The organism is Pseudomonas sp. GM74 (assembly GCF_000282455.1).
Classification (GTDB): Bacteria; Pseudomonadota; Gammaproteobacteria; order Pseudomonadales; family Pseudomonadaceae; genus Aquipseudomonas.
In genome coordinates, this window is the sequence record NZ_AKJG01000004.1 from 97,650 (window position 1) to 115,740 (window position 18,091).

Below are 18,091 nucleotides of genomic sequence, written 5' to 3' on the forward strand. Positions count from 1 at the left end.
CACGAGGAATTGCCATGCACGCTTTACCGATTGCCAACACACTGGAACGTCGGCGGGCCTTCCAGAGTTTTCTCGGTGTCAGCCCGGCGCTGATTGCCATCGGCCTGTTTCTGATCGTGCCGATCCTGATCGTCATCGGTTACTCCTTGATGGAGGCCAACCCCTACGGCGGGGTGAACAAAGTGTTCAGCAGCGACGCCTACACCTCGCTGTTGTTCGAGCGGCAACTGGACGACAGCCTGGCCTTCGCCGACTCCTATCTGATCATCGCCTTGCGCTCCATCGGCATCGCCGGGCTGACCACGCTCATCACCCTGTTGATCGGTTTTCCGGTGGCTGTGTGGCTGGCCATGCAACCGGCCCATCGCCGTGGCTTGCTGATCTTCCTGATCACCGTGCCGTTCTGGGCCAACCTGCTGATTCGCACCTACGCCTGGATTCTGCTGCTGCGTAACACCGGGGTGATCAATAACAGCCTGATGGGCCTCGGGGTCATCGACCAGCCGTTGCAACTGCTCTACACCGACGGCGCGGTGCTGCTGGGGCTGGTTTACACCTACGCGCCCTTTGTCGTGCTGCCGATCTACGCCACCCTGGAAAAAATGGACATCCGCCTGCTGGAAGCCGCTCAGGACCTCTACGCCGGCCGTGTGCGCACCCTGCGCAAAGTGGTGTTGCCGATCGCCAAACCGGGAATTCTCGCCGGCGCCATCCTCACGTTCGTGCCTTGCCTGGGCGCGATGATCGCCCCGGAACTGCTCGGTGGCGGCACGCGAATGATGCTCGGCAACCTGATCTTCCGGCAGTTCAGCGATGCGCGTAACTGGCCATTCGGCGCAGCGCTGTCGCTGGTGTTGATGGCGGCAGTGATGTTGGTACTGACGGTCTATGCCCTGCGTGCCGAACGCCAGCGCATCGCCAAAGGAGGTGCGTGATGATCGGCCTGTTCAAACGCAATACGCTGGGTGTGCAGGACTTCCCCGGCTTCGGCGGCTTCAGCTTCCTGTTCTACCTGTACCTCTACGCACCGATCGTGGTGCTGGTGGTGTTTTCGTTCAACGCCAATCAGTCGGCCACGGTGTGGACCGGCTTCAGCCTCGACTGGTACCGCGCGGCCTTCGCCAACCAGGCTCTGCGCCAGGCGGCCGGCAACAGCCTGTTGATCGCGGTCTGCGCCAGCATGGTCGCCACGGCCATCGCCACCCTCGCCGCCCTTGGCACTTCGCGGGGTGCGAAATTCAAGGGCCTGCAATTGTCCATGGGCGCGATCATGTTGCCCCTGGTGCTGCCGGAAATCGTGGTCGGCGTCGCCACCCTCGCGCTGTTCTCCACCATCGGTCTGTCCCTGGGCTACGGCAACCTGATCATCGCGCACACGGTGTTCTGTATCCCGTTCGCCTTTCTGCCGATACGGGCACGCCTGAACGACATGGACCTGTCCCTGGAACAAGCCTCGGCGGACCTCTATGCCGGCCCGTGGCGGACCTTGCGCAAGGTCACCCTGCCGCTGCTGATGCCGGGAATTTTCTCCGGGCTGATGCTGGCCTTCATCGTGTCGCTGGATAACTTCGTGATCTCGATGATGGTCTCCCAGGCCGGCACCACCACCTTGCCGATCTTCATTTTCGGCCTGTTGCGCATGGGCGTGACACCGGACGTCAACGCCGTCTCGACCCTGATCCTGGGCGTCTCGGTGCTGTTCGTCACACTCTCTTATCTGCTGGGCAAAAAGAAATCCTGAACCTTCTACGTACTGTAGGGAAATAGCATGAGCAAGTTGATTGCAAGCATTGGCACTTCGTTGTTCCTGACTTTACCGCTGACCATGGTCGGCAGCGTTCAGGCCGCGGAAAAACTCAACGTGGTGAGCTGGAGCGGTTACTTTTCGCCGGAAATTCTCGCCAAATTCCAGAAGCAGACCGGCATCGAAGTCACCGTCGACTCCTACGATTCCAACGAAACCCTGCTGGCCAAATTGAAACAAGGCGGTGCCGGCTACGACGTGGCGATCCCCTCGCACCAGTTCATTCCGATCCTGATCAAGGAAAAACTGCTGGAGCGCTTTGACCCGGTCAACGAGCCCTACTACGCCGGCGTCGTCGACAATCTGAAAAAACCCACCTGGGATCCGGAAGGCGCGTACTCCGTGCCGTTCATCTGGGGCACCACCAGCGTGGTGCTAGACACCGGGCGCTACAAAGGCCCTGCCGACAGCTACAAGGTGCTTTACGAGCCACCGGCCGAGCTGCAAGGGCGGATCAACATGTTCGACTCGGTCAGCGACGTTGTGGACATGGCCAGCCTGTACCTGAACATTCCGCTGTGCAGCGAAGACCCGAAGCAGATGCAACAGGTCCTGACCCTGCTCAAGGCGCAGAAACCCTTCGTCAAGACTTACAGCTCCAAGGCCGGTTCGATCCGCGAAAACCTCGCCTCGGGTGAAATCGACATGTCGACCTTCTGGGGCGGTTCGTCGATGCGCGCCCGGGAGATGAAACCGGACCTGAAGTACCTGTACCCGAAAGAAGGCGTACTGGCCTGGGTCGACAACATGGTCATCCCGACCGGCAGCAAGAACCCGGCGAACGCCAAGGCGTTCATCGCGTTCCTCAGTGAGCCTGAAAACGCGGCGATGACCCAGAACTTCCTCAAGCACCAGAGCCCGATCAAGGGTGTGGAGCCGTTCCTCGACGCGGGCCTGAAAGACGCACCGGAACTGCACATTCCCGAAGGCACCCAGGTGGTGTTCAGCAAGACCTGCGGCGAAGGCGCGATCCGCCTGGCCGACCGTCTCTGGACCAACCTGATGCGTTGACCTCTACCGCCCCGACGCAATGGCGGGGCGTTTTTCCAGCCGTCTGAAAGGCCGCTTGCAATGAACTCTAATAACATCAGCGAACTGGTCCTGTTGCAGGCCCACGAGCTCGCCGAACGCATCCGCCTGCGCCAGGTTTCCTGTCGGGAAGTGATGCAGACTTATCTTGCCCACATCGAACGCTTCAACCCGCAGGTCAATGCGCTGGTGAGCCTGCAAGCGCCAGAAGACCTGCTGGCCCAGGCGGATATCCGCGATGCCGAACTGGCTCGTGGCGACTACAAGGGCTGGATGCACGGCCTGCCCCACGCCATCAAGGATCTGTCCCTGACCCGTGGCATCCGCACTACGTTGGGTTCGCCGCTGTACAAGGACTTCATTCCCGAGCGCGACGGCATCATGGTCGAGCGCATCAAGGCCGCGGGCGCGATCATCATCGGCAAGAGCAACACCCCGGAGTTCGGCCTCGGTTCGCAAAGCTACAACCCGCTGTTCGGCGCCACCGGTTGCGCCTACGACCCGAGCAAGACCGCTGGCGGCAGCAGCGGCGGCGCGGCGGCGGCGCTGGCCATGCACCTGGTGCCGGTGGCCGACGGCAGCGACATGATGGGCTCGCTGCGCAACCCGGCTGCCTTCAACAACATCTTCGGGTTCCGTCCGTCCCAGGGCCGCGTGCCCTTCGATGACAGTGCCGATCTGTTTATCGACCAACTCGGCTACGAAGGCCCCATGGCCCGCAGCGTGCGCGATGCCGCATTGCTGCTGTCGGTGCAGGCCGGGGCCGATGCGCGGGCGCCGCTGTCCATTGCCGAGCCCGGCAGCGCCTTTGCGGTACCGCTGGATCGAGACTTCAAAGGCACGCGTCTGGGCTGGCTCGGCGACTTCAACGGCTACCTGCCGATGGAGCAAGGCATCCTCTCGCTGTGCGAAAAGGCCTTTACCGACTTCGAAAGCCTGGGTTGCAACATTGAACCGGTTCAGTCCGAATTCGCGCCAGAGAAGCTGTGGAGCAGTTGGCGGACGTTGCGCCACTGGATGGTCGCCGGCTCGTTGGGCGCGACTTATGCCGACCCGCAAAAACGTGCGCTGTTGAAACCGGAAGCCTGCTGGGAAGTGGAGAACGGCCTGAAACTCTCGGCCACCGACGTGTTTGCCGCCTCGGTGACGCGCAGCGACTGGTATCGAGCGATCTCCAGACTGTTCGAAAAGTACGACTACCTGCTGCTGCCCAGCGCCCAGGTGTTCCCGTTCGATAAAACCCGACCATGGCCCGCCGCCATCGAAGGCGTGACCATGGACACCTATCACCGCTGGATGGAGGTGGTGATTCCCGGCACGTTGTCCGGCTGCCCGGTGGCCAACGTACAGGTCGGCTTCAACGCCAGCGGCCTGCCCATGGGCCTGCAAATCATCGGTAGACACCAGGCCGACTTCGCTGTGCTGCAACTGGCGCACGCGTACGAACAGGCCAGCCGCTGGTTCCAGCGCTGCCCTTCACCCCTGCTCAGAGGATAGATTTTGATAAACGGTTGAAAGCGCAGAGAAATATTTTAGATTTGTGCTTGACGCATCCCCGTTACCGGTGAATAATGCGCGCCACTTGGCTACATAGCTCAGTTGGTTAGAGCATAGCATTCATAATGCTGGGGTCCGGGGTTCAAGTCCCTGTGTAGCCACCAAGTACTAAAAACGGCTTACCGCAAGGTAAGCCGTTTTTTTATGCCTCGAGAAAAGTACGCTGCGGTGACAGGAGTTCCTGTACCGCAGTATTGAAGTTATCGAATCGAATTTCGAATGGCTGCCAAGGCAGACAGGGGCAGGCCCCCTACCCTCCATGGCAGCCGAATCCTCATTGCCCGCGAAGGCGTTCGATGAAGCCTGCAATTCGACCGCAGGCATCGCTGAGCGCTGCGTCGGAGACCGTGAACGAGATACGTACGAAGCCAGCGGTGCTGACGCCAAAAGCGCTGGCATCGAGTACGGCAACACCGGTTTCACGGAACAGTTGCCAGGCAAAGACAGTGCTCGACAATCCTGTCTCACGCACATCCACCAGCATGAACATGCCCGCCTCAGGCACCTTGCACTTGAGCAGCGGCACGTGGCGCAACCCTTCGACCACCAGGTCTCGGCGCCGGCGGTAAAGGGCCTGCCCTTCCCCGACCACGTACTCATCCAGTTCCAGTGCCTTGAGCGCGGCGGCCTGAATGAATCCCGGCAAGCCGTAGAGCATGCACAGCAACAGGTTATCGAGGTGACCGATCAGCGCTTGCGGCCCCACCACCCAGCCTACCCGCCAACCGGTCATGGCATGGGATTTGGACAGGCTGTTAAGCACCACGGTGCGCTCGGCCATGCCCTCAAGGGTGGCCACGCTCTGGTGCGGACGGTCATAGGTCAGCTGACCATAAACCTCGTCGCTGATTACCCACAGGTTATGGCGTTGAGCGATCAGCGCAACGGCCTCCAGCTCCTCGCGGGTGTAGACGTTGCCGGTGGGATTGTTCGGCGTGGCCAGGGCGATACCACGGGTCTTGTCGGTCACCACTGCTTCCAGCGCGGCCAAGGTCAGGCGGAAGTCTTCTTCGGCCGGCTGGGCAATCGGCACCAGGCATGCACCTGAAGCCTGGATGCTCGCCGCGTACGTCAGGTACATGGGTTCCGGCACCAGCACTTCATCGCCTTGTTCGAACAGGCACATGGCCGTGGCATACAAACCGTTCTGTGCGCCGGCCACCAGTGCCACGTTGTCGGCGGACACCGGCTGGCCGAGTAACGCCGACTGCTTGGCGGCAATCGCTTCGCGCAGGGCCGGGCGACCGATCACGTGGGTGTAATGGGTGTCGCCCTCATTGATTGCCTGAACCGCCGCCGCGCATATCTCATCGGCAGTGGCGAAATCCGGATCGCCGATGCTCAACACGATCGCATCTTCACCACGATCCTGTGCATCACAGGCCGCGTAGTGAATGTCCCAGGCGGTGACGGTTTCACCACTGATGCGATTGACCATGGACGAATATTTCATATGAAACTCCTTATGAGCCCTTGGGCCGATGTGTCCATCGACCTTGAAGTCAGGCCTGACGTTGCGGCGTTTTGCCTATCCGGGCAAAGCCTTGCTCAATGACAATCGCCAGGATGATGTAGATCCCCGCCACCACCAGCAGCGGCTCATAGACGCGTAATGTTTGCGAACGCACCAGGTTTGCCGTCCCCGGCAGGTCGGTGACCGCCACGGTCGACGCCAGCGCCGTAGCCTTGAGCAGCATCACGCTTTCCCGGCCAATGTCGGACGCAGCATCTGCAAGGCGCGCGGCATCCACACCCGGCGCAACACCAGCCAAGGGCGCATGCCATAAGTCTTCTCGCAAGTACGGCCAGAACATACTGCCGCGAATCAACGGGAAGGTCGCAAAAACACTGCCCACACCGTAGTACAACACGTAGATCTGCACCAGCAACGGCGTACCTCGCAGCACGCTGGTGTAAAATCGCAGACCGTTGGACAGGAAGCGGTTCTTCGACAAGCGTCCCAGCGCCACAAGCACCGCCATGAAAAAGCCAATAACCCCTGAGATCAGCAGCAGCTGCAGGGTCAGTCCGGCGCCCTTGACCAGCTCCTGGTAAAAATTGCCCAACCAATGAAAGTCCATGCTCGCCCTCCCCTTATGCGTGCCGAGGCATCCAGCGTTCGAAGCGCACTTCGACCCACCGGAAGACCGAGCTGGAAACCAGCGTGATCAGGTATTAGAACGTAGCCACGGCGAGGTAAAACAGCAAATAGTGCCTGGTAGATGCCGCTGCCTGGCGGCCGGCTGTCAGCAATTCGCTGTAACCCACGACGCTGATCAAGGCGCTTTCCTTGACCAGCACCAGCCACAGGTTGGATAACCCGGCGATCGCGAAGGGGAGCATGCACGGCAGGATCACCCTCCTCACCAGCAAGCCGCGGGCGCATGGCCAGAGCGCGGGCAATCGCTACGCGCTGTTGCTGACCACCGGACAGAAACGAGGGATACACCATGCTCAAGCGCGTGCGCAGACGTTCGACCTGACGCGGATCGGCGATCTGCGCGAGACCACCTCGCCCTCTTTGGCGCGCATCGAAATGCCCTTGAGCACGTGGTGACCGGCATAGCTCTTGTGCAGGTCATCGATAGCGACAACTGCGGTGTCCGTATGTGGCTGGGGGATATTCACGTGGGTGAGTGCTTGCACGTCTGGATCCTCGAATTCTGATTGTTCAGGCAGGCCGGGCAACGCCACGACTATTCGTCGTCGCGCGCCGGGATCCACCACTCTTCGCCACGCACGGTGCGTATGTACTCCGGCCAGCGGAAACGATGGGGGGCTTGAAAGTCGGCCGACAACAGCGGCGCCTGCCAGTGTTCACCGCCGATGCCGCCGCCGGTGCGCTGGTTGAACTCGTCCCTGGCAGCCTTCAGCAAGTCTTCGTTGCAGAACAGGTCGAGCAAGGTGTTGGCAATGGTTTTCGCCGCCACTTCGATCATCGGATCGATGGTCTGCGGTATGCCGCCCAAGGCGTTGGAGACCCAATCCGGGTACACGTGGCCGGCGGGCGCGCTGAGCATCGGGCGGGCCACCAGCAGACGCACGGTCGGGCAATGCCAGGTGTATTCGGGGTAGTCGTCGGATGTCAGGTACTTCTGCCATGCCGGCATTTGCAGACGCATCTGCCGTTCGCATTCCTGCGGGTCGATCAGTTGTTCAGTAGCCGGCAGGAAGGGTTCCGCCATCGGCTCCAGACCGAGATTGCTCTGGATCTGGCGGGCAATGTCACAGGCCTCGGCCCCCCATTGCGGTGCGCCGACGGCGGCCAGGTTGCTGTATGTCGCACGCGCCAGCACATGATTGGGCAGACCGCCACGGGACTTGCAGACCCAGGTCTTTTTCCACTGGCAACCGGTGGCCATCGCCGCAGCGGCGGCGTTGTTATCCATCACCTGGGAAATGGTTTCGGCCTGCTCGATCGAATCGCAACGCAGCAGGTACTGAATCTGTGACAGGTGCGGTGGCAGGTTATCGGCGGTGGCCTGCCCGGCCGTCAGGATGGCCTCGTTGTAACTCCACAAACCGGTGAACGGCAGGGTCGAACGGCGCAGGCTTTCGTTGAGGTTGTAGAAGTGCATCAGCGCATCATTGGCGCCCGGTGCCCGGGCAGCCAGATGATTCTGCGGGATCGGACTATAGCGATCGGCGGCAATCCAGTTTTCCGGGTCTTCGCAGGTGAAGCTGTAGATGTAGGCGTAGGCAATGCCGCAATGGGTATCCCAGGTGGTGGTGTTGTTCAGCGGCAACATGTAGGTGGGGTGAAAACTGATGGCCGCATCCAGGTTGTCGTAGTAACCCTTGGCCGCGTGTACGGGTTTGGACGCACGGAGCTTTTCCGCCGGCTCACCAAAGAAACGAATGGTGCCCTCGATGCCGAACTCAAGCATCGCCGCCTTCGCCGCGAGCACCCCGCCCAGCGCACTGATGCCCAGTGCAGAATGTGGATCGGTGTGGCCCGGGGCGAAACGCGACAAACCTTCGCGGGGCATCTTGCGGGTGGTGGCAGCCTGGCAGTTTCCAGGGACGGCGTCGTATTCGGCGTAGGTCGCCAGCACCGGTCCCTTGCCATTACTGAAGGTTGCGCAAAACGCGGTGGGCATGCCGCCGCTGTTTTCTTCGACGGTGAAACCTTCCTTGCGCAACAGATCCACATACCAGGCACAGGATTTGTACTCGCGAAACGCGGGCTCCGCGTAGTGCCAGATGATCTGGTGCCAATCCGACAACTGCTGACGATGCTGGTCGATCCACTTCAGGGCAAATCTTTTCTGCAATTCCATGCGGTTCACTCCAAACGGTTCAGGCAGACAGGAAAGCGGCGGCGTCCAGCTCCAGCAGAATCGGCTGACGGGTGTGGGCCTTGCTGGCAAGTACCTCGCGCAACTGCTCAAGGCTGCTTATGGCGATGTGGGCGACGTGGCAGGACTTGGCCAGTGCGGCAAAGTCCGGTGGCAAGATGTCCACGCCCAATGGGGGAATATCGCGGTTGGTCATGTAGTCGCGGATTTCGGCATAGCAGTGGTTGTTCCACAGCACCACGATCACCCCCAACTCCGCTTCACGGGCAGCGATCAGTTCGGCACTGGAGAACTGCACGCCACCATCGCCGACCAGCGCCACCACGGGACGATCGGGCGCGGCGAGCTTGGCGCCGATAGCCGCCGGCAAACCGTAACCCAGGGTGCCAAAGCCTGTTCCGGCGTTGAACCAGCTGTTGGCTTGCGGGGCGCGATAACCCAGCGCGCCCTGATACACCGGCTGGGTCGAATCGCCGACCACGATCGGCGCGGGCAGGCTGTCGCGCAGGGTGTCGAGCATCTGCTGCATGACGCTCTGCTTGCTGCTCCAGCCGGACCGTTCGGCAGCGTTGACCTGTGCCACACGCTGATATGCCCAGTCGCTGGCGCAAGCTTCAGGCACTGCCGCCAGGAGCGCTTGCAGCCCTTGCCCGGCATCGCCCAGCAAGCCCACGTCGGCGCGTGCCGCCCCCAGGATCTGCAACGGATCGATGTCCAGGCGAATCAGCGGCGCATTGAGTGACAGCGGGCCCAGACCAAAGAAGTCGTAATCGGTTTCGCCCAATTCGGTACCGACCGCCAATACCACGTCGGCTTCGGCAAACAGAGCGCGGCCATGAGCCGACGACTGCACCCCGTCGAGCAACAGAGGGTGCTCCGGTGCCAGCAGACCCCGGGCATTGGTGGTCAAGGCAACCGGCGCCTGCAACTTTTCCGCCAGGGCCTGTACCAGCGGGCCTGCGCCTCGGGCGCCGCCACCGGCGAGGATCAACGGCTTGCGGGCCGCCGCCAGCAGTTTCACCGCCGCCGTAATATTCGCGGCTGCCGGTGCCGGGGCTTGCGGCAAGGTACGTGGGCGCAGGTCGAGGTTGTCGGCCGGCATTTCCAGCACGTCCAACGGAATCTCGATGTGCACTGGACGCGGGCGGGCACAGCCGAACAGCGCGAAGGCGCGGGCAAGCACTTCCGGCAATTCCTCGGGCCGCTGCAAGGTATGGCTGAAGGCGCAGACCCCGGCGACCACTGCACGCTGGTCGGGCATTTCATGCAGGTAGCCGTGGCCCAGACGTTGATGTTCGCGGCGGCTGGTGGTGGAAATCACCAGCATCGGCACCGAGTCGGCGTAGGCCTGGCCCATGGCTGTGAGGATGTTGGTCATGCCGGGGCCGGTAATGATGAAGCACACGCCGGGCTTGCCACTGACCCGGGCGTAGCCGTCCGCCATGAACCCTGCACCCTGTTCGTGACGCGGGCTGATGTGGCGCAGAGAACTGCCGTGCAGCCCGCGATAAAGCTCGACCGTGTGCACACCGGGAATGCCGAACACCGACTCCACGCCATAGCCTTCAAGTAACCGGACGAGCGCCTGGGCACAACTGGTCATGCGAGCACCTCTTTATTCTTGTTGGGAATGCCAGGCTCACAGAGACCTGAACCGAGGGCCCTAGTATTGGTGACGAAACGATTACATCAATCGAAATAAATTTGCGCCACTGTCAAATTTTATTGAACGGTTATATTCAGTATTTGGGCACGTCACTGCCCGTCAATGGATCACTTTGCTCACCTGTGACGGGCAAATTATTCGATTGTCGGGACCACTCATTTTCATAAAGATGGAACCCTCGGCACTTGCCCCCTCTGTCTCAAGGAACGCTTTATGCGCGTCGATGCCGCCGCCCTCTACGCCTTCCTGCAACACCGGGGCATCCTCGCTGGCACACCGCCGCCGATGCCCGCCCTGCTCCAGCCTGCGACACCCTTCGACGGTTCGCTGACCTTGCGCGCCCCCTGCGCCGGGTTCGTGGTGTTCCTGCACAAACCCGGCGCGTGGATCGAGCGTGATGAACCGGTGGTGCACGTCATTGACCCCATCACTGGCGCTACGCAGGTTGTATGCAGCGCCACCCGTGGCGTGATGTACATGCGCAGTGCGATTCGCTTCGCGGCGACGGGGGTTCAATTGTGCAAAGTGGCCGGGGCTACGGCACTCGAAGGCGGCGTGATGGTTTCGGCGTGATGGCGACGCGGCGCGCGTGCCAAGGTCACACCGCAGCCATCGAGTCACCGAGTCGTGTCAGTTGCGAACCGTCGGTAATGCCGACAACGCCCGCTCCCAGATCTGCCAGGTGCGCAGCCAGACCATCGCCTGCCAATCGCTGTCGGCGGGATAGAACTGCTCGAGCAGATTCAGCTTGATCCCGCGCCCTGTAGCGTCATTCGGGTTGCCGTGCAGATGCAGCCAGTGGTCATCGCGCAGATGACGGTGAACGTCCGGCCCCGGGTAAGTCCCGCACTCGATGACAAACGGCATCAGCCGCACCTGTGGCAGCGCATTGATCAGCGCTTGCGAGGTGTAGCCGGTGGCCGTTGCCGCCACGCCGGTTTCGCTCAGGGTGTCGGCACCGGTTTGCAGACTGTAGAGCCACGGGCCATAAATCGCCTGCGCATCCGCCAGCGCCGGATAGGCGGACTCGGTGATGGTCAACAACATCGGATGACCGTACTCGCCAGCGCCCGTGTGCAGGTCGAAACACATGGCGACCTCGGCATGGGCCACGTGCGTTTGCACGATCCGGTGCAACGTGCGGTTCGACCAGCTCGGCGCCAGCCCGCCGAAAAACAGGCCGTCGGGATGAGCATGCTGACCGCCCTCGACAATCGACATGACTGCCGGCCAGCCGTGCAGGCGAATCTGCTCGTCGAGCAAGGCATCGGCACGATCACGCTCCGGGCCGTGCAACTGCGGGCAGGCATAGATTTCATGCAGGGCGTTGTAAGCCTGGTTGTCTGGCAGCGGTTGCTGGAAATCCAGGTGATTGCGGTTCAGGTCGATATTGTCTTCGTTGACCCGGCGCAACCACGCCATGCCCCAGGGGTTGATGGCATGGATCATGACCACGGCGACATCCGTTGGCAGGGAGCGCTTGCCCAACTCCTGCAGCCATTTGATCTGGCAACCCGAGCCATAGAAGCCTTCGACCCCGTGAGTGCCGCTCAACGCGATCAGCAGTCGCTTGGCGCCCGGATCACCCAGCACCGCCACATCGGTACTCAGGGACTCGCCGAACGGTCCTTTGAGCGGGTGTGGATATTCCGTCAGCGTTGCGCCTGCCGTGGTTGCGGCGGCCAGGAACTGTTCACGCTGGGAGCGATAGCTGGACTGGGTGGGGAACTCGGTTTGCATGTCTGCCTCTTGTTGATTTTCCGGCCTGTCTGTTGGCAACGACCCTACAGAAAATCCCGCCATTGATGAAGGACAAAAACGTCGGTGCCGCAGGACCTGGTTTGCTTCCCTCCCGGTCGGCCGATAAAGTCCACTGATCGTAGATCCAACGGACGGAGTACCCCACGTGTTCTCAACCTTCCCTTTGCGCCGCTATCGCCTGCCAGCCCTGGTTCTGCTCGCCAGCGCCTTGACCCTGGCCGCGTGCAACAACGCATCGGTGCCGACGCTGCCGCTCGCACCGGAAAGCGCTTCCGGCTTCCGCACCGACCTGAAAACTCAACACGCCGAGAAATACATGGCAGCGGCGGCCAACCCGCTGGCGGCCGAAGCCGGGCGGGAGATGCTGCGCCGGGGCGGCTCGGCCATCGACGCGGCGATTGCGATGCAAGCAGTGTTGACGCTGGTCGAGCCACAGTCTTCGGGCATCGGTGGCGGCGCACTGATCGTACTCTGGGATGGCAAGGCCGTGCGCACCTACGACGGACGTGAAACGGCCCCGGCCGACGCCACCGAGAAGCTTTTCCTGCAAGCCAACGGACAACCGATGGGGTTCACCCAGGCGCAGATTGGCGGCCGCTCGGTGGGTACGCCCGGCGTGCTGCGCGCCCTGGAACTGGCCCATCAAAAACACGGACGCCTGCCTTGGGCGCAGCTGTTTGAACCAGCCATCCGGCTCGCCGAACAAGGCTTCGCCATTTCGCCACGCCTGCACCAGTTGATCGCCGCGGATTCGTCCATGCCGCGCTCAGCGGAAATGATGGCTTACTTTCGAAATGCCGATGGCAGCCCGAAAACCGTCGGCACAAACTTGAAGAACCCGGCACTGGCCGCCGTGTTCAATCGCATCGCCCATGAAGGCCCGGATGCCCTGTACAAAGGCCCGGTCGCCGAGGAAATCGCGGCCAAGGTGCAGGGCCACGCCAACCCCGGCAGCCTGTCCCTGACCGACCTCGCCAACTACCAGGCCAAGGAGCGCGCACCACTGTGTACCGATTACAAGCGCTGGCAAGTCTGCGGCATGCCACCGCCGTCTTCGGGCGGGATCGCCGTGGCGCAGATCCTCGGCACGCTGCAAGCCCTGGAAGCTCGCGACAAGCGCCTGGCGCTGGCGCCGCTCAAACCAGTCAAGACCTCGGCCCCGGCCGGCATTGAACCCACCCCGCAAGCCGTGCACCTGATCTCTGAAGCCGAACGCCTGGCCTACGCCGACCGCGCTCAGTACGTCGCCGACACAGACTTCGTAGCCGTGCCGGTCAAGGGCCTGGTCGACCCGGCCTACCTCGCCAGCCGCGCCACCCTGATCGGCGAACGCAGCATGGGCACGGCCAAACCCGGCACTCCGCCAGGCATCCGGGTGGCCTATGCACCGGACCGTTCGCCGCTGCGGATTTCCACCTCACAAGTGGTGGCCGTCGATGACGCAGGTGGCGCCGTGTCGATGACCACCACCATCGAATCGGCGTTCGGCTCACACATCATGGTTCAGGGTTTCATGCTCAACAACGAGATGACCGACTTCTCGTTCATCCCCGAGGAAAACGGGCAAAAAGTCGCCAACCGCGTCGAACCCGGCAAGCGCCCGCGCTCCTCCATGGCCCCGACCCTGATCTTCGACCGCCAGAACGGTGAATTCCTCGCCACCGTCGGCTCCCCCGGTGGCTCGCAAATCATCGAATACGTCGCCAAATCCACCATCGGCCTGCTCGACTGGAACCTCGATGCCCAGGCCGCCATCAACCTGCCCAACTTCGGCAGCCGCAACGGCCCGACCGAACTGGAACAGGGGCAGTTCAGCCCGATGCTGATTCAGGCGCTGAAAGACAAGGGGCACAGCGTGAGCGAGATCGACATGACCAGCGGGACCCAGGCGATCGTTCGGGTCAAGGACGCCCAAGGCAAAGCGTCGTTGACCGGCGGCGCCGATCCTCGGCGTGAAGGGCAAGCGCTGGGGGATTGAGTCGCACGCGAGAGCAAAAAAGGGCTTACCGGTGGGTAGGCCCTTTTTGTTTATGAGCAGGCGAAAATCAGCAGCGCACTTAACGACTGATCTTCAACCCCTGCCGAACCTGGTGCTTTTCCAGCGCCAGCTCGATCAGTCGCGTCACCAGTTCGCTGTAGGTCATGCCGGTGGCCTGCCACAGTTTCGGGTACATACTGATGCGGGTGAAGCCGGGCAACGAGTTGATTTCGTTGATCAGCACTTCGCCGCTGTCGGTCAGGAACACGTCGACGCGGGCCAGGCCGGAGCAGCCCAGTACCTGAAATGCCTCGACGGCCAGGGCGCGAATGCGCTCGCTGGCCTCGACGCTGATATTGGCCGGTACCACCACTTCAGCAGCCGTGTCGTCGATGTATTTGCTGTCGTAGGAATAGAACCCGCTGCGCACCACGATCTCGCCGCAGCCGCTGGCGATGGCGTCTTCATTGCCGAGTACCGCGCATTCAATCTCGCGGCCGCTGACGGCAGATTCGATCAACACCTTGGTATCGAAACTCAAGGCCAGCTCCACCGCTGCGCTGTACTCAGCCTCGTCGGTGACCTTGCTCACGCCCACGGAAGAGCCCTGATTCGCCGGTTTGACGAACAGCGGCAGGCCCAACTTGCCCCGCACCTCGGCAAACCCGGTGCGCGCCGCCGTGGCGCGGGTCAATGTCACGAACGGCGTCACGGCCAGCCCGGCATCGCGCAGCAGGCGCTTGCTGATGTCCTTGTCCATGCACACGGCCGAGCCAAGCACGTCGGAGCCGACAAACGGCAAATCGGCCATGCGCAGCAAGCCTTGCAGGCAACCGTCTTCACCGAGGGTGCCGTGGACAATCGGGAAGATCACATCGACGTGACCGAGCATTTCCTGGCTGGAGGTTTCCACCAGTTGCTGACTGGCTTTGCCCGGCACCACGGCCAGTTCGCGATTGGACTGATTGAGGGCGATCAGGGCCGGGTTTTCCTGGTTCAGCAAAAAGTTGGAAGGGTCGTTGAGGTGCCAGTGGCCTTGTTTGTCGATGCCGATCAGCACCGGCTCGAAGCGTGAACGATCCAGCGCATCGACGATGTTTTTCGCCGACTGCAACGACACTTCGTGCTCTGCCGAGCGTCCGCCAAAGATTATCCCTACACGCAGTTTTCTCATCGCCCGGCCTCTTGGTGAATGTGCTTACAACTTGAATAGTCGAAACCTTACGACTGCAAGTTCCTGCCGTCCACCGGCTCACCAATGGTCAGGAAATGCCCGCCCGCCACATGGTGCAAGGTACGCAAGGCATCTTGCCCTTCGAAGTGCCACCGTCCTTCGCTGAACACCCGTTCGTCAGCCTGGGCGGCAATCACTTCGGCCAGGAACAGATCGTACTGCTGGTGGTTGTTCGGCTCCGGCAACAGGCGACATTCCAGCCAGGCCACGCAGCCTTCTAGCATCGGCGCATCGACCGACTCGCCAGTGAAGGTCTGCAAGTCGTAGGTTTCAAACTTGTCGTGCCCCTGGCCCTGGGTCAATTCCAGGCCGGAGGTCGAACCGACGGTTTGCACAATGTCGGCCTGGGCGGCGCAAGGAACGTTAAGCACAAAAGTGCCCGAGGCTTCCAGCAACTGGCGAGTCCAGGTGGATTTGTCCAGCACCACGGCAATTTTCGGGGGTTCGAAATCCAGCGGCATGGCCCAGGCTGCCGCCATGATATTGCGCTGGCCACCGTGGGCTGCGCTGACCAGCACGGTCGGGCCGTGATTGAGCAGACGATAGGCCTTGGACAAGGGAACCGGACGGCGGTGGGAAACGCTCATGGGAGTCTGCTCCTGGGGAAAGAGCCGATTGTAGCGCCCACGTAACCCTGTGGGAGCGGGCTTGCTCGCGAAGGCGTCAGTTCAGTCACAGTTGCGTTGAATGACACACCGCTTTCGTCGGAACGCCACCCGGAGCAAGCCCGCTCCCACCAAGAGCTGATCGCAGGTCAGTTAGTGAGCTGATTGGCAAACTGCCCCACTGCATTGACCACTTTCTGCGCGCCGTCCTGGATCTCGACAATCACCGTCCCTGCTTCCGCCGCCAGCGCCAGGCCCTGCTCGGCCTGAAGCTTGCCATCGGTCATCAGGGCCACGGCGTTGCGCGCCATGTCCTGGTTCTGCCGCACCACGAGGACGATTTCGTCGGTGGCCTGGCTGGTGCGCGAAGCCAGTTGCCGAACCTCATCCGCCACCACGGCGAAGCCCCGTCCCTGCTCGCCCGCACGGGCGGCTTCGATGGCCGCGTTGAGCGCCAGCAGGTTGGTCTGCTCGGCAATGCCGCTGATGGTTTTGACGATGGTACCGATCACCAGCGACTGCTCGTTCAAGGCTTCGATGCCGTCGCCGGCGGTTTGCATGTGTTTGGCCAGGTCACGCATCACGTCCACGGCCTGGGTCACCACGGCGTTACCGCGCTGGGCGCTTTGGTCGGTTTGCTGCGAGGTGCTGTAGGCAATGTTGGCGGCTTCGGCGACGGCCTGTTCCTGATTGACCTGATCGGTAATCACCGTGGCGAACTTCACTACTTTGTAGAGATTATTGTTGGCATCAGCCACCGGGTTGTAGGACGCCTCAAGCCAGACTGTACGACCATGGCTGTCGACACGTTTGAAACGGCCGGCAACGTACTCACCCGCGTTCAGGCGACGCCAGAAGTTCTGGTACTCGGCACTGTTGTACTCCTCCGGCTGGCAGAAGGTGCGGTGATGTTTGCCTTTGATCTGCGCCAGGCTGTAACCCATGCCACTGAGGAAGCGGTCGTTGGCGGTCAGCACGTTGCCATTGAGGTCGAATTCGATCACCGCCGTGGAGCGCACCAGTGCGCCGATCAGGTTCTCGTGTTCGCGGGAGGCCTCGATGGTGCGGGTCAGGTCGCTGGAGAAGATCGAAAAGTTCTTGATCCGCCCGTCCGCCGAGCGCACCGGCTGCAGGATCGAACGCAACCAGGCTTCCTGGCCCGTACCGCGCAACAGGCGCACCGCGCCAGCGAAATGCTCGCCACGGGTCAACGCGTTCTTGAAACGCAGCTGGAATTCATCGGACTTCACGTGATCCGGGACCAGATCGTCGATGTGGCGGCCAATCAGGTCACCGCTCTTGTAATGCATTTCGCCAAGGAAGTTCTGGTTGACCGACTGAACCCGTCCATCGCTGTCGAGGGTCAGCACCAGCATCTCGCTTTCCAGACTTTCCTTTACTTGCTGGAGGCTGGAGAGTTCTTCACGAAGAGCCGACAGCTCCTGCTTCAAGCGTTTATTGAACATGGGAAAGCACCGATGGACAGGGGTAGAAAGCGATATGCAGCCTAACCATCGGCCTTGGAAACATTTACTTAAGCGTGTTTCAGGCTTGCCCTGTAAAAATAATTCCAGACCTTTTGCTGATCAGCTGACGCGATTCAGTCGCGCCATCACACCCTGCATTTTCAGCCGGTGTGCAAACCACTCCTGTCGGGTTATCCCCAGCAGCACCACATCAATCCGGACGCCATCCTTGACGACGTTCTGACGTCGTACACCCTCTATGGAAAAACCGAACTTGCGGTGCATCCGGATCACCGCCGGATTGCTTTGCAGAACCTCACAGTTGAGCTTTTCCAGCCCGGCCACATTGAATGCATAGTCCAGCAACCAGTATTCCAGGCGGCTGCCAAGACCTTGGCCCTGCAATTCACTGTCTAGATAAAAAGCCCAGTCGGCGGTTCTGTGCAACGCGTTGATCGCGTTCAGCGATACCACGCCACAGGCCTTGGCATCGTGCATGACGACAAACACCGATTGACGCGAGCTCCCCTTCAACGAGTCGAGCCACGCGCCGTACTCAGCCTCGGAAATTTCGTGATCGGTGTACATGAACTTGCGAACGTCGGGCTGATTACGCAGCGCTCGCACCCGGGCCTGAATATCACCTGACGCTTCCAGAATAGGTATCACCTGCATCTACATCTCCCTATATCG

The 18,091-nt window shown here is 61.5% G+C and carries 16 protein-coding genes, 1 tRNA gene and 3 pseudogenes; 7 read left to right on the forward strand and 13 right to left on the reverse strand.

Annotation, left to right across the window (positions count from 1 at the left end; genetic code table 11):
- Positions 1–14: 14 nt before the first annotated feature.
- The 5 genes from PMI34_RS25000 (at position 15) to PMI34_RS24980 (ending at position 4,494) form a co-directional block, all read left to right on the forward strand.
- Positions 15–935: an ABC transporter permease gene (locus tag PMI34_RS25000; RefSeq protein ID WP_007981819.1), complete on the forward strand. Its 921-nt coding sequence runs from the start codon at positions 15–17 to the stop codon at positions 933–935.
- Positions 935–1,741 carry an ABC transporter permease gene (locus tag PMI34_RS24995; protein ID WP_008046071.1) on the forward strand — a complete coding sequence of 269 codons (807 nt, stop codon included), beginning with the start codon at positions 935–937 and terminating at the stop codon, positions 1,739–1,741. The genes PMI34_RS25000 and PMI34_RS24995 overlap by 1 nt, the downstream gene beginning before the upstream one ends.
- A gap of 27 nt (positions 1,742–1,768) precedes the next feature.
- Positions 1,769–2,815: an ABC transporter substrate-binding protein gene (locus PMI34_RS24990; protein WP_008046073.1), complete on the forward strand. Its 1,047-nt coding sequence runs from the start codon at positions 1,769–1,771 to the stop codon at positions 2,813–2,815.
- Positions 2,816–2,875: 60 nt separating this feature from the next.
- Positions 2,876–4,330: an amidase gene (locus tag PMI34_RS24985; protein WP_008046075.1), complete on the forward strand. Its 1,455-nt coding sequence runs from the start codon at positions 2,876–2,878 to the stop codon at positions 4,328–4,330.
- 87 nt (positions 4,331–4,417) lie between these two features.
- A tRNA-Met gene (locus PMI34_RS24980) sits at positions 4,418–4,494 on the forward strand.
- 170 nt (positions 4,495–4,664) lie between these two features.
- Here the strand turns inward: PMI34_RS24980 and PMI34_RS24975 are convergent.
- The 7 genes and pseudogenes from PMI34_RS24975 to PMI34_RS24955 all read right to left on the reverse strand — a co-directional run bounded on the left by PMI34_RS24975 (position 4,665) and on the right by PMI34_RS24955 (position 10,291).
- Entirely contained in the window at positions 4,665–5,843 is a 1,179-nt protein-coding gene (locus PMI34_RS24975; RefSeq protein ID WP_008046078.1) for a pyridoxal phosphate-dependent aminotransferase, read from the reverse strand.
- 49 nt (positions 5,844–5,892) lie between these two features.
- A pseudogene (locus PMI34_RS24970) lies at positions 5,893–6,471 on the reverse strand (ABC transporter permease subunit).
- 94 nt (positions 6,472–6,565) lie between these two features.
- The gene (locus tag PMI34_RS29105; protein ID WP_238538746.1) at positions 6,566–6,733 is read right to left on the reverse strand and encodes a hypothetical protein; all 168 of its coding nucleotides are present in this window, start codon (positions 6,731–6,733) and stop codon (positions 6,566–6,568) included.
- Between the two features lie 28 nt (positions 6,734–6,761).
- A pseudogene (locus PMI34_RS29110) lies at positions 6,762–6,836 on the reverse strand (ATP-binding cassette domain-containing protein); the annotation flags it as partial.
- Positions 6,837–6,844: 8 nt separating this feature from the next.
- Positions 6,845–7,036 (reverse strand): hypothetical protein, encoded by a 192-nt coding sequence (locus PMI34_RS29115; RefSeq protein WP_157222701.1) that lies wholly within the window; start codon positions 7,034–7,036, stop codon positions 6,845–6,847.
- 50 nt (positions 7,037–7,086) lie between these two features.
- Positions 7,087–8,670 (reverse strand): hypothetical protein, encoded by a 1,584-nt coding sequence (locus PMI34_RS24960; protein WP_008046085.1) that lies wholly within the window; start codon positions 8,668–8,670, stop codon positions 7,087–7,089.
- A 19-nt stretch (positions 8,671–8,689) separates the two neighbouring features.
- Positions 8,690–10,291: a 5-guanidino-2-oxopentanoate decarboxylase gene (locus PMI34_RS24955; protein ID WP_008046086.1), complete on the reverse strand. Its 1,602-nt coding sequence runs from the start codon at positions 10,289–10,291 to the stop codon at positions 8,690–8,692.
- A 276-nt stretch (positions 10,292–10,567) separates the two neighbouring features.
- On the opposite strand from PMI34_RS24955, the gene PMI34_RS24950 reads away from it, so the two are divergent.
- Positions 10,568–10,927, forward strand: coding sequence for a succinylglutamate desuccinylase/aspartoacylase family protein (locus tag PMI34_RS24950; protein ID WP_008046089.1), 360 nt, complete (start codon positions 10,568–10,570; stop codon positions 10,925–10,927).
- A 57-nt stretch (positions 10,928–10,984) separates the two neighbouring features.
- Here PMI34_RS24950 and PMI34_RS24945 read toward each other — a convergent pair whose 3' ends face one another.
- Positions 10,985–12,094 (reverse strand): DUF2817 domain-containing protein, encoded by a 1,110-nt coding sequence (locus PMI34_RS24945; protein WP_008046091.1) that lies wholly within the window; start codon positions 12,092–12,094, stop codon positions 10,985–10,987.
- Between the two features lie 166 nt (positions 12,095–12,260).
- Here PMI34_RS24945 and ggt point away from each other — a divergent pair, with 166 nt between their 5' ends.
- On the forward strand, positions 12,261–14,093 hold the full coding sequence (gene ggt, locus PMI34_RS24940) for a gamma-glutamyltransferase (RefSeq protein WP_008046093.1): 1,833 nt from the start codon (positions 12,261–12,263) through the stop codon (positions 14,091–14,093).
- A gap of 79 nt (positions 14,094–14,172) precedes the next feature.
- Here ggt and ddlA read toward each other — a convergent pair whose 3' ends face one another.
- The 5 genes and pseudogenes from ddlA to pseH all read right to left on the reverse strand — a co-directional run bounded on the left by ddlA (position 14,173) and on the right by pseH (position 18,073).
- A complete protein-coding gene (gene ddlA / locus PMI34_RS24935; RefSeq protein ID WP_008046094.1) occupies positions 14,173–15,267 on the reverse strand; it encodes a D-alanine--D-alanine ligase in 1,095 nt (364 codons plus the stop codon).
- A 47-nt stretch (positions 15,268–15,314) separates the two neighbouring features.
- Positions 15,315–15,914: a flavin reductase family protein gene (locus PMI34_RS24930; protein WP_008046096.1), complete on the reverse strand. Its 600-nt coding sequence runs from the start codon at positions 15,912–15,914 to the stop codon at positions 15,315–15,317.
- Between the two features lie 167 nt (positions 15,915–16,081).
- Positions 16,082–16,690 carry a methyl-accepting chemotaxis protein gene (locus tag PMI34_RS29615; protein WP_238538745.1) on the reverse strand — a complete coding sequence of 203 codons (609 nt, stop codon included), beginning with the start codon at positions 16,688–16,690 and terminating at the stop codon, positions 16,082–16,084.
- Positions 16,670–17,398: pseudogene (locus tag PMI34_RS29620) on the reverse strand (PAS domain-containing protein); the annotation flags it as partial. The pseudogene PMI34_RS29620 and the gene PMI34_RS29615, both read right to left, overlap by 21 nt.
- A 120-nt stretch (positions 17,399–17,518) precedes the next feature.
- Positions 17,519–18,073, reverse strand: a complete 555-nt coding sequence (gene pseH / locus PMI34_RS24920) for a UDP-4-amino-4,6-dideoxy-N-acetyl-beta-L-altrosamine N-acetyltransferase (RefSeq protein ID WP_008046107.1) — start codon at positions 18,071–18,073, stop codon at positions 17,519–17,521.
- Between the last annotated feature and the right edge of the window lie 18 nt (positions 18,074–18,091).

Bases quoted from the DNA above. Each gene is read 5' to 3' on its own strand.
- PMI34_RS25000 (WP_007981819.1), top strand. From the start codon at position 15: ATGCACGCTTTACCGATTGCCAACACACTGGAACGTCGGCGGGCCTTC.
- PMI34_RS24985 (WP_008046075.1), top strand. From the start codon at position 2,876: ATGAACTCTAATAACATCAGCGAACTGGTCCTGTTGCAGGCCCACGAG.
- PMI34_RS24930 (WP_008046096.1), bottom strand. From the start codon at position 15,914: ATGAGCGTTTCCCACCGCCGTCCGGTTCCCTTGTCCAAGGCCTATCGT.
- PMI34_RS24995 (WP_008046071.1), top strand. From the start codon at position 935: ATGATCGGCCTGTTCAAACGCAATACGCTGGGTGTGCAGGACTTCCCC.
- PMI34_RS24975 (WP_008046078.1), bottom strand. From the start codon at position 5,843: ATGAAATATTCGTCCATGGTCAATCGCATCAGTGGTGAAACCGTCACC.
- PMI34_RS24955 (WP_008046086.1), bottom strand. From the start codon at position 10,291: ATGACCAGTTGTGCCCAGGCGCTCGTCCGGTTACTTGAAGGCTATGGC.
- pseH (WP_008046107.1), bottom strand. From the start codon at position 18,073: ATGCAGGTGATACCTATTCTGGAAGCGTCAGGTGATATTCAGGCCCGG.
- PMI34_RS24990 (WP_008046073.1), top strand. From the start codon at position 1,769: ATGAGCAAGTTGATTGCAAGCATTGGCACTTCGTTGTTCCTGACTTTA.
- PMI34_RS24960 (WP_008046085.1), bottom strand. From the start codon at position 8,670: ATGGAATTGCAGAAAAGATTTGCCCTGAAGTGGATCGACCAGCATCGT.
- PMI34_RS24950 (WP_008046089.1), top strand. From the start codon at position 10,568: ATGCGCGTCGATGCCGCCGCCCTCTACGCCTTCCTGCAACACCGGGGC.
- ddlA (WP_008046094.1), bottom strand. From the start codon at position 15,267: ATGAGAAAACTGCGTGTAGGGATAATCTTTGGCGGACGCTCGGCAGAG.
- PMI34_RS29105 (WP_238538746.1), bottom strand. From the start codon at position 6,733: ATGCTCCCCTTCGCGATCGCCGGGTTATCCAACCTGTGGCTGGTGCTG.
- PMI34_RS24945 (WP_008046091.1), bottom strand. From the start codon at position 12,094: ATGCAAACCGAGTTCCCCACCCAGTCCAGCTATCGCTCCCAGCGTGAA.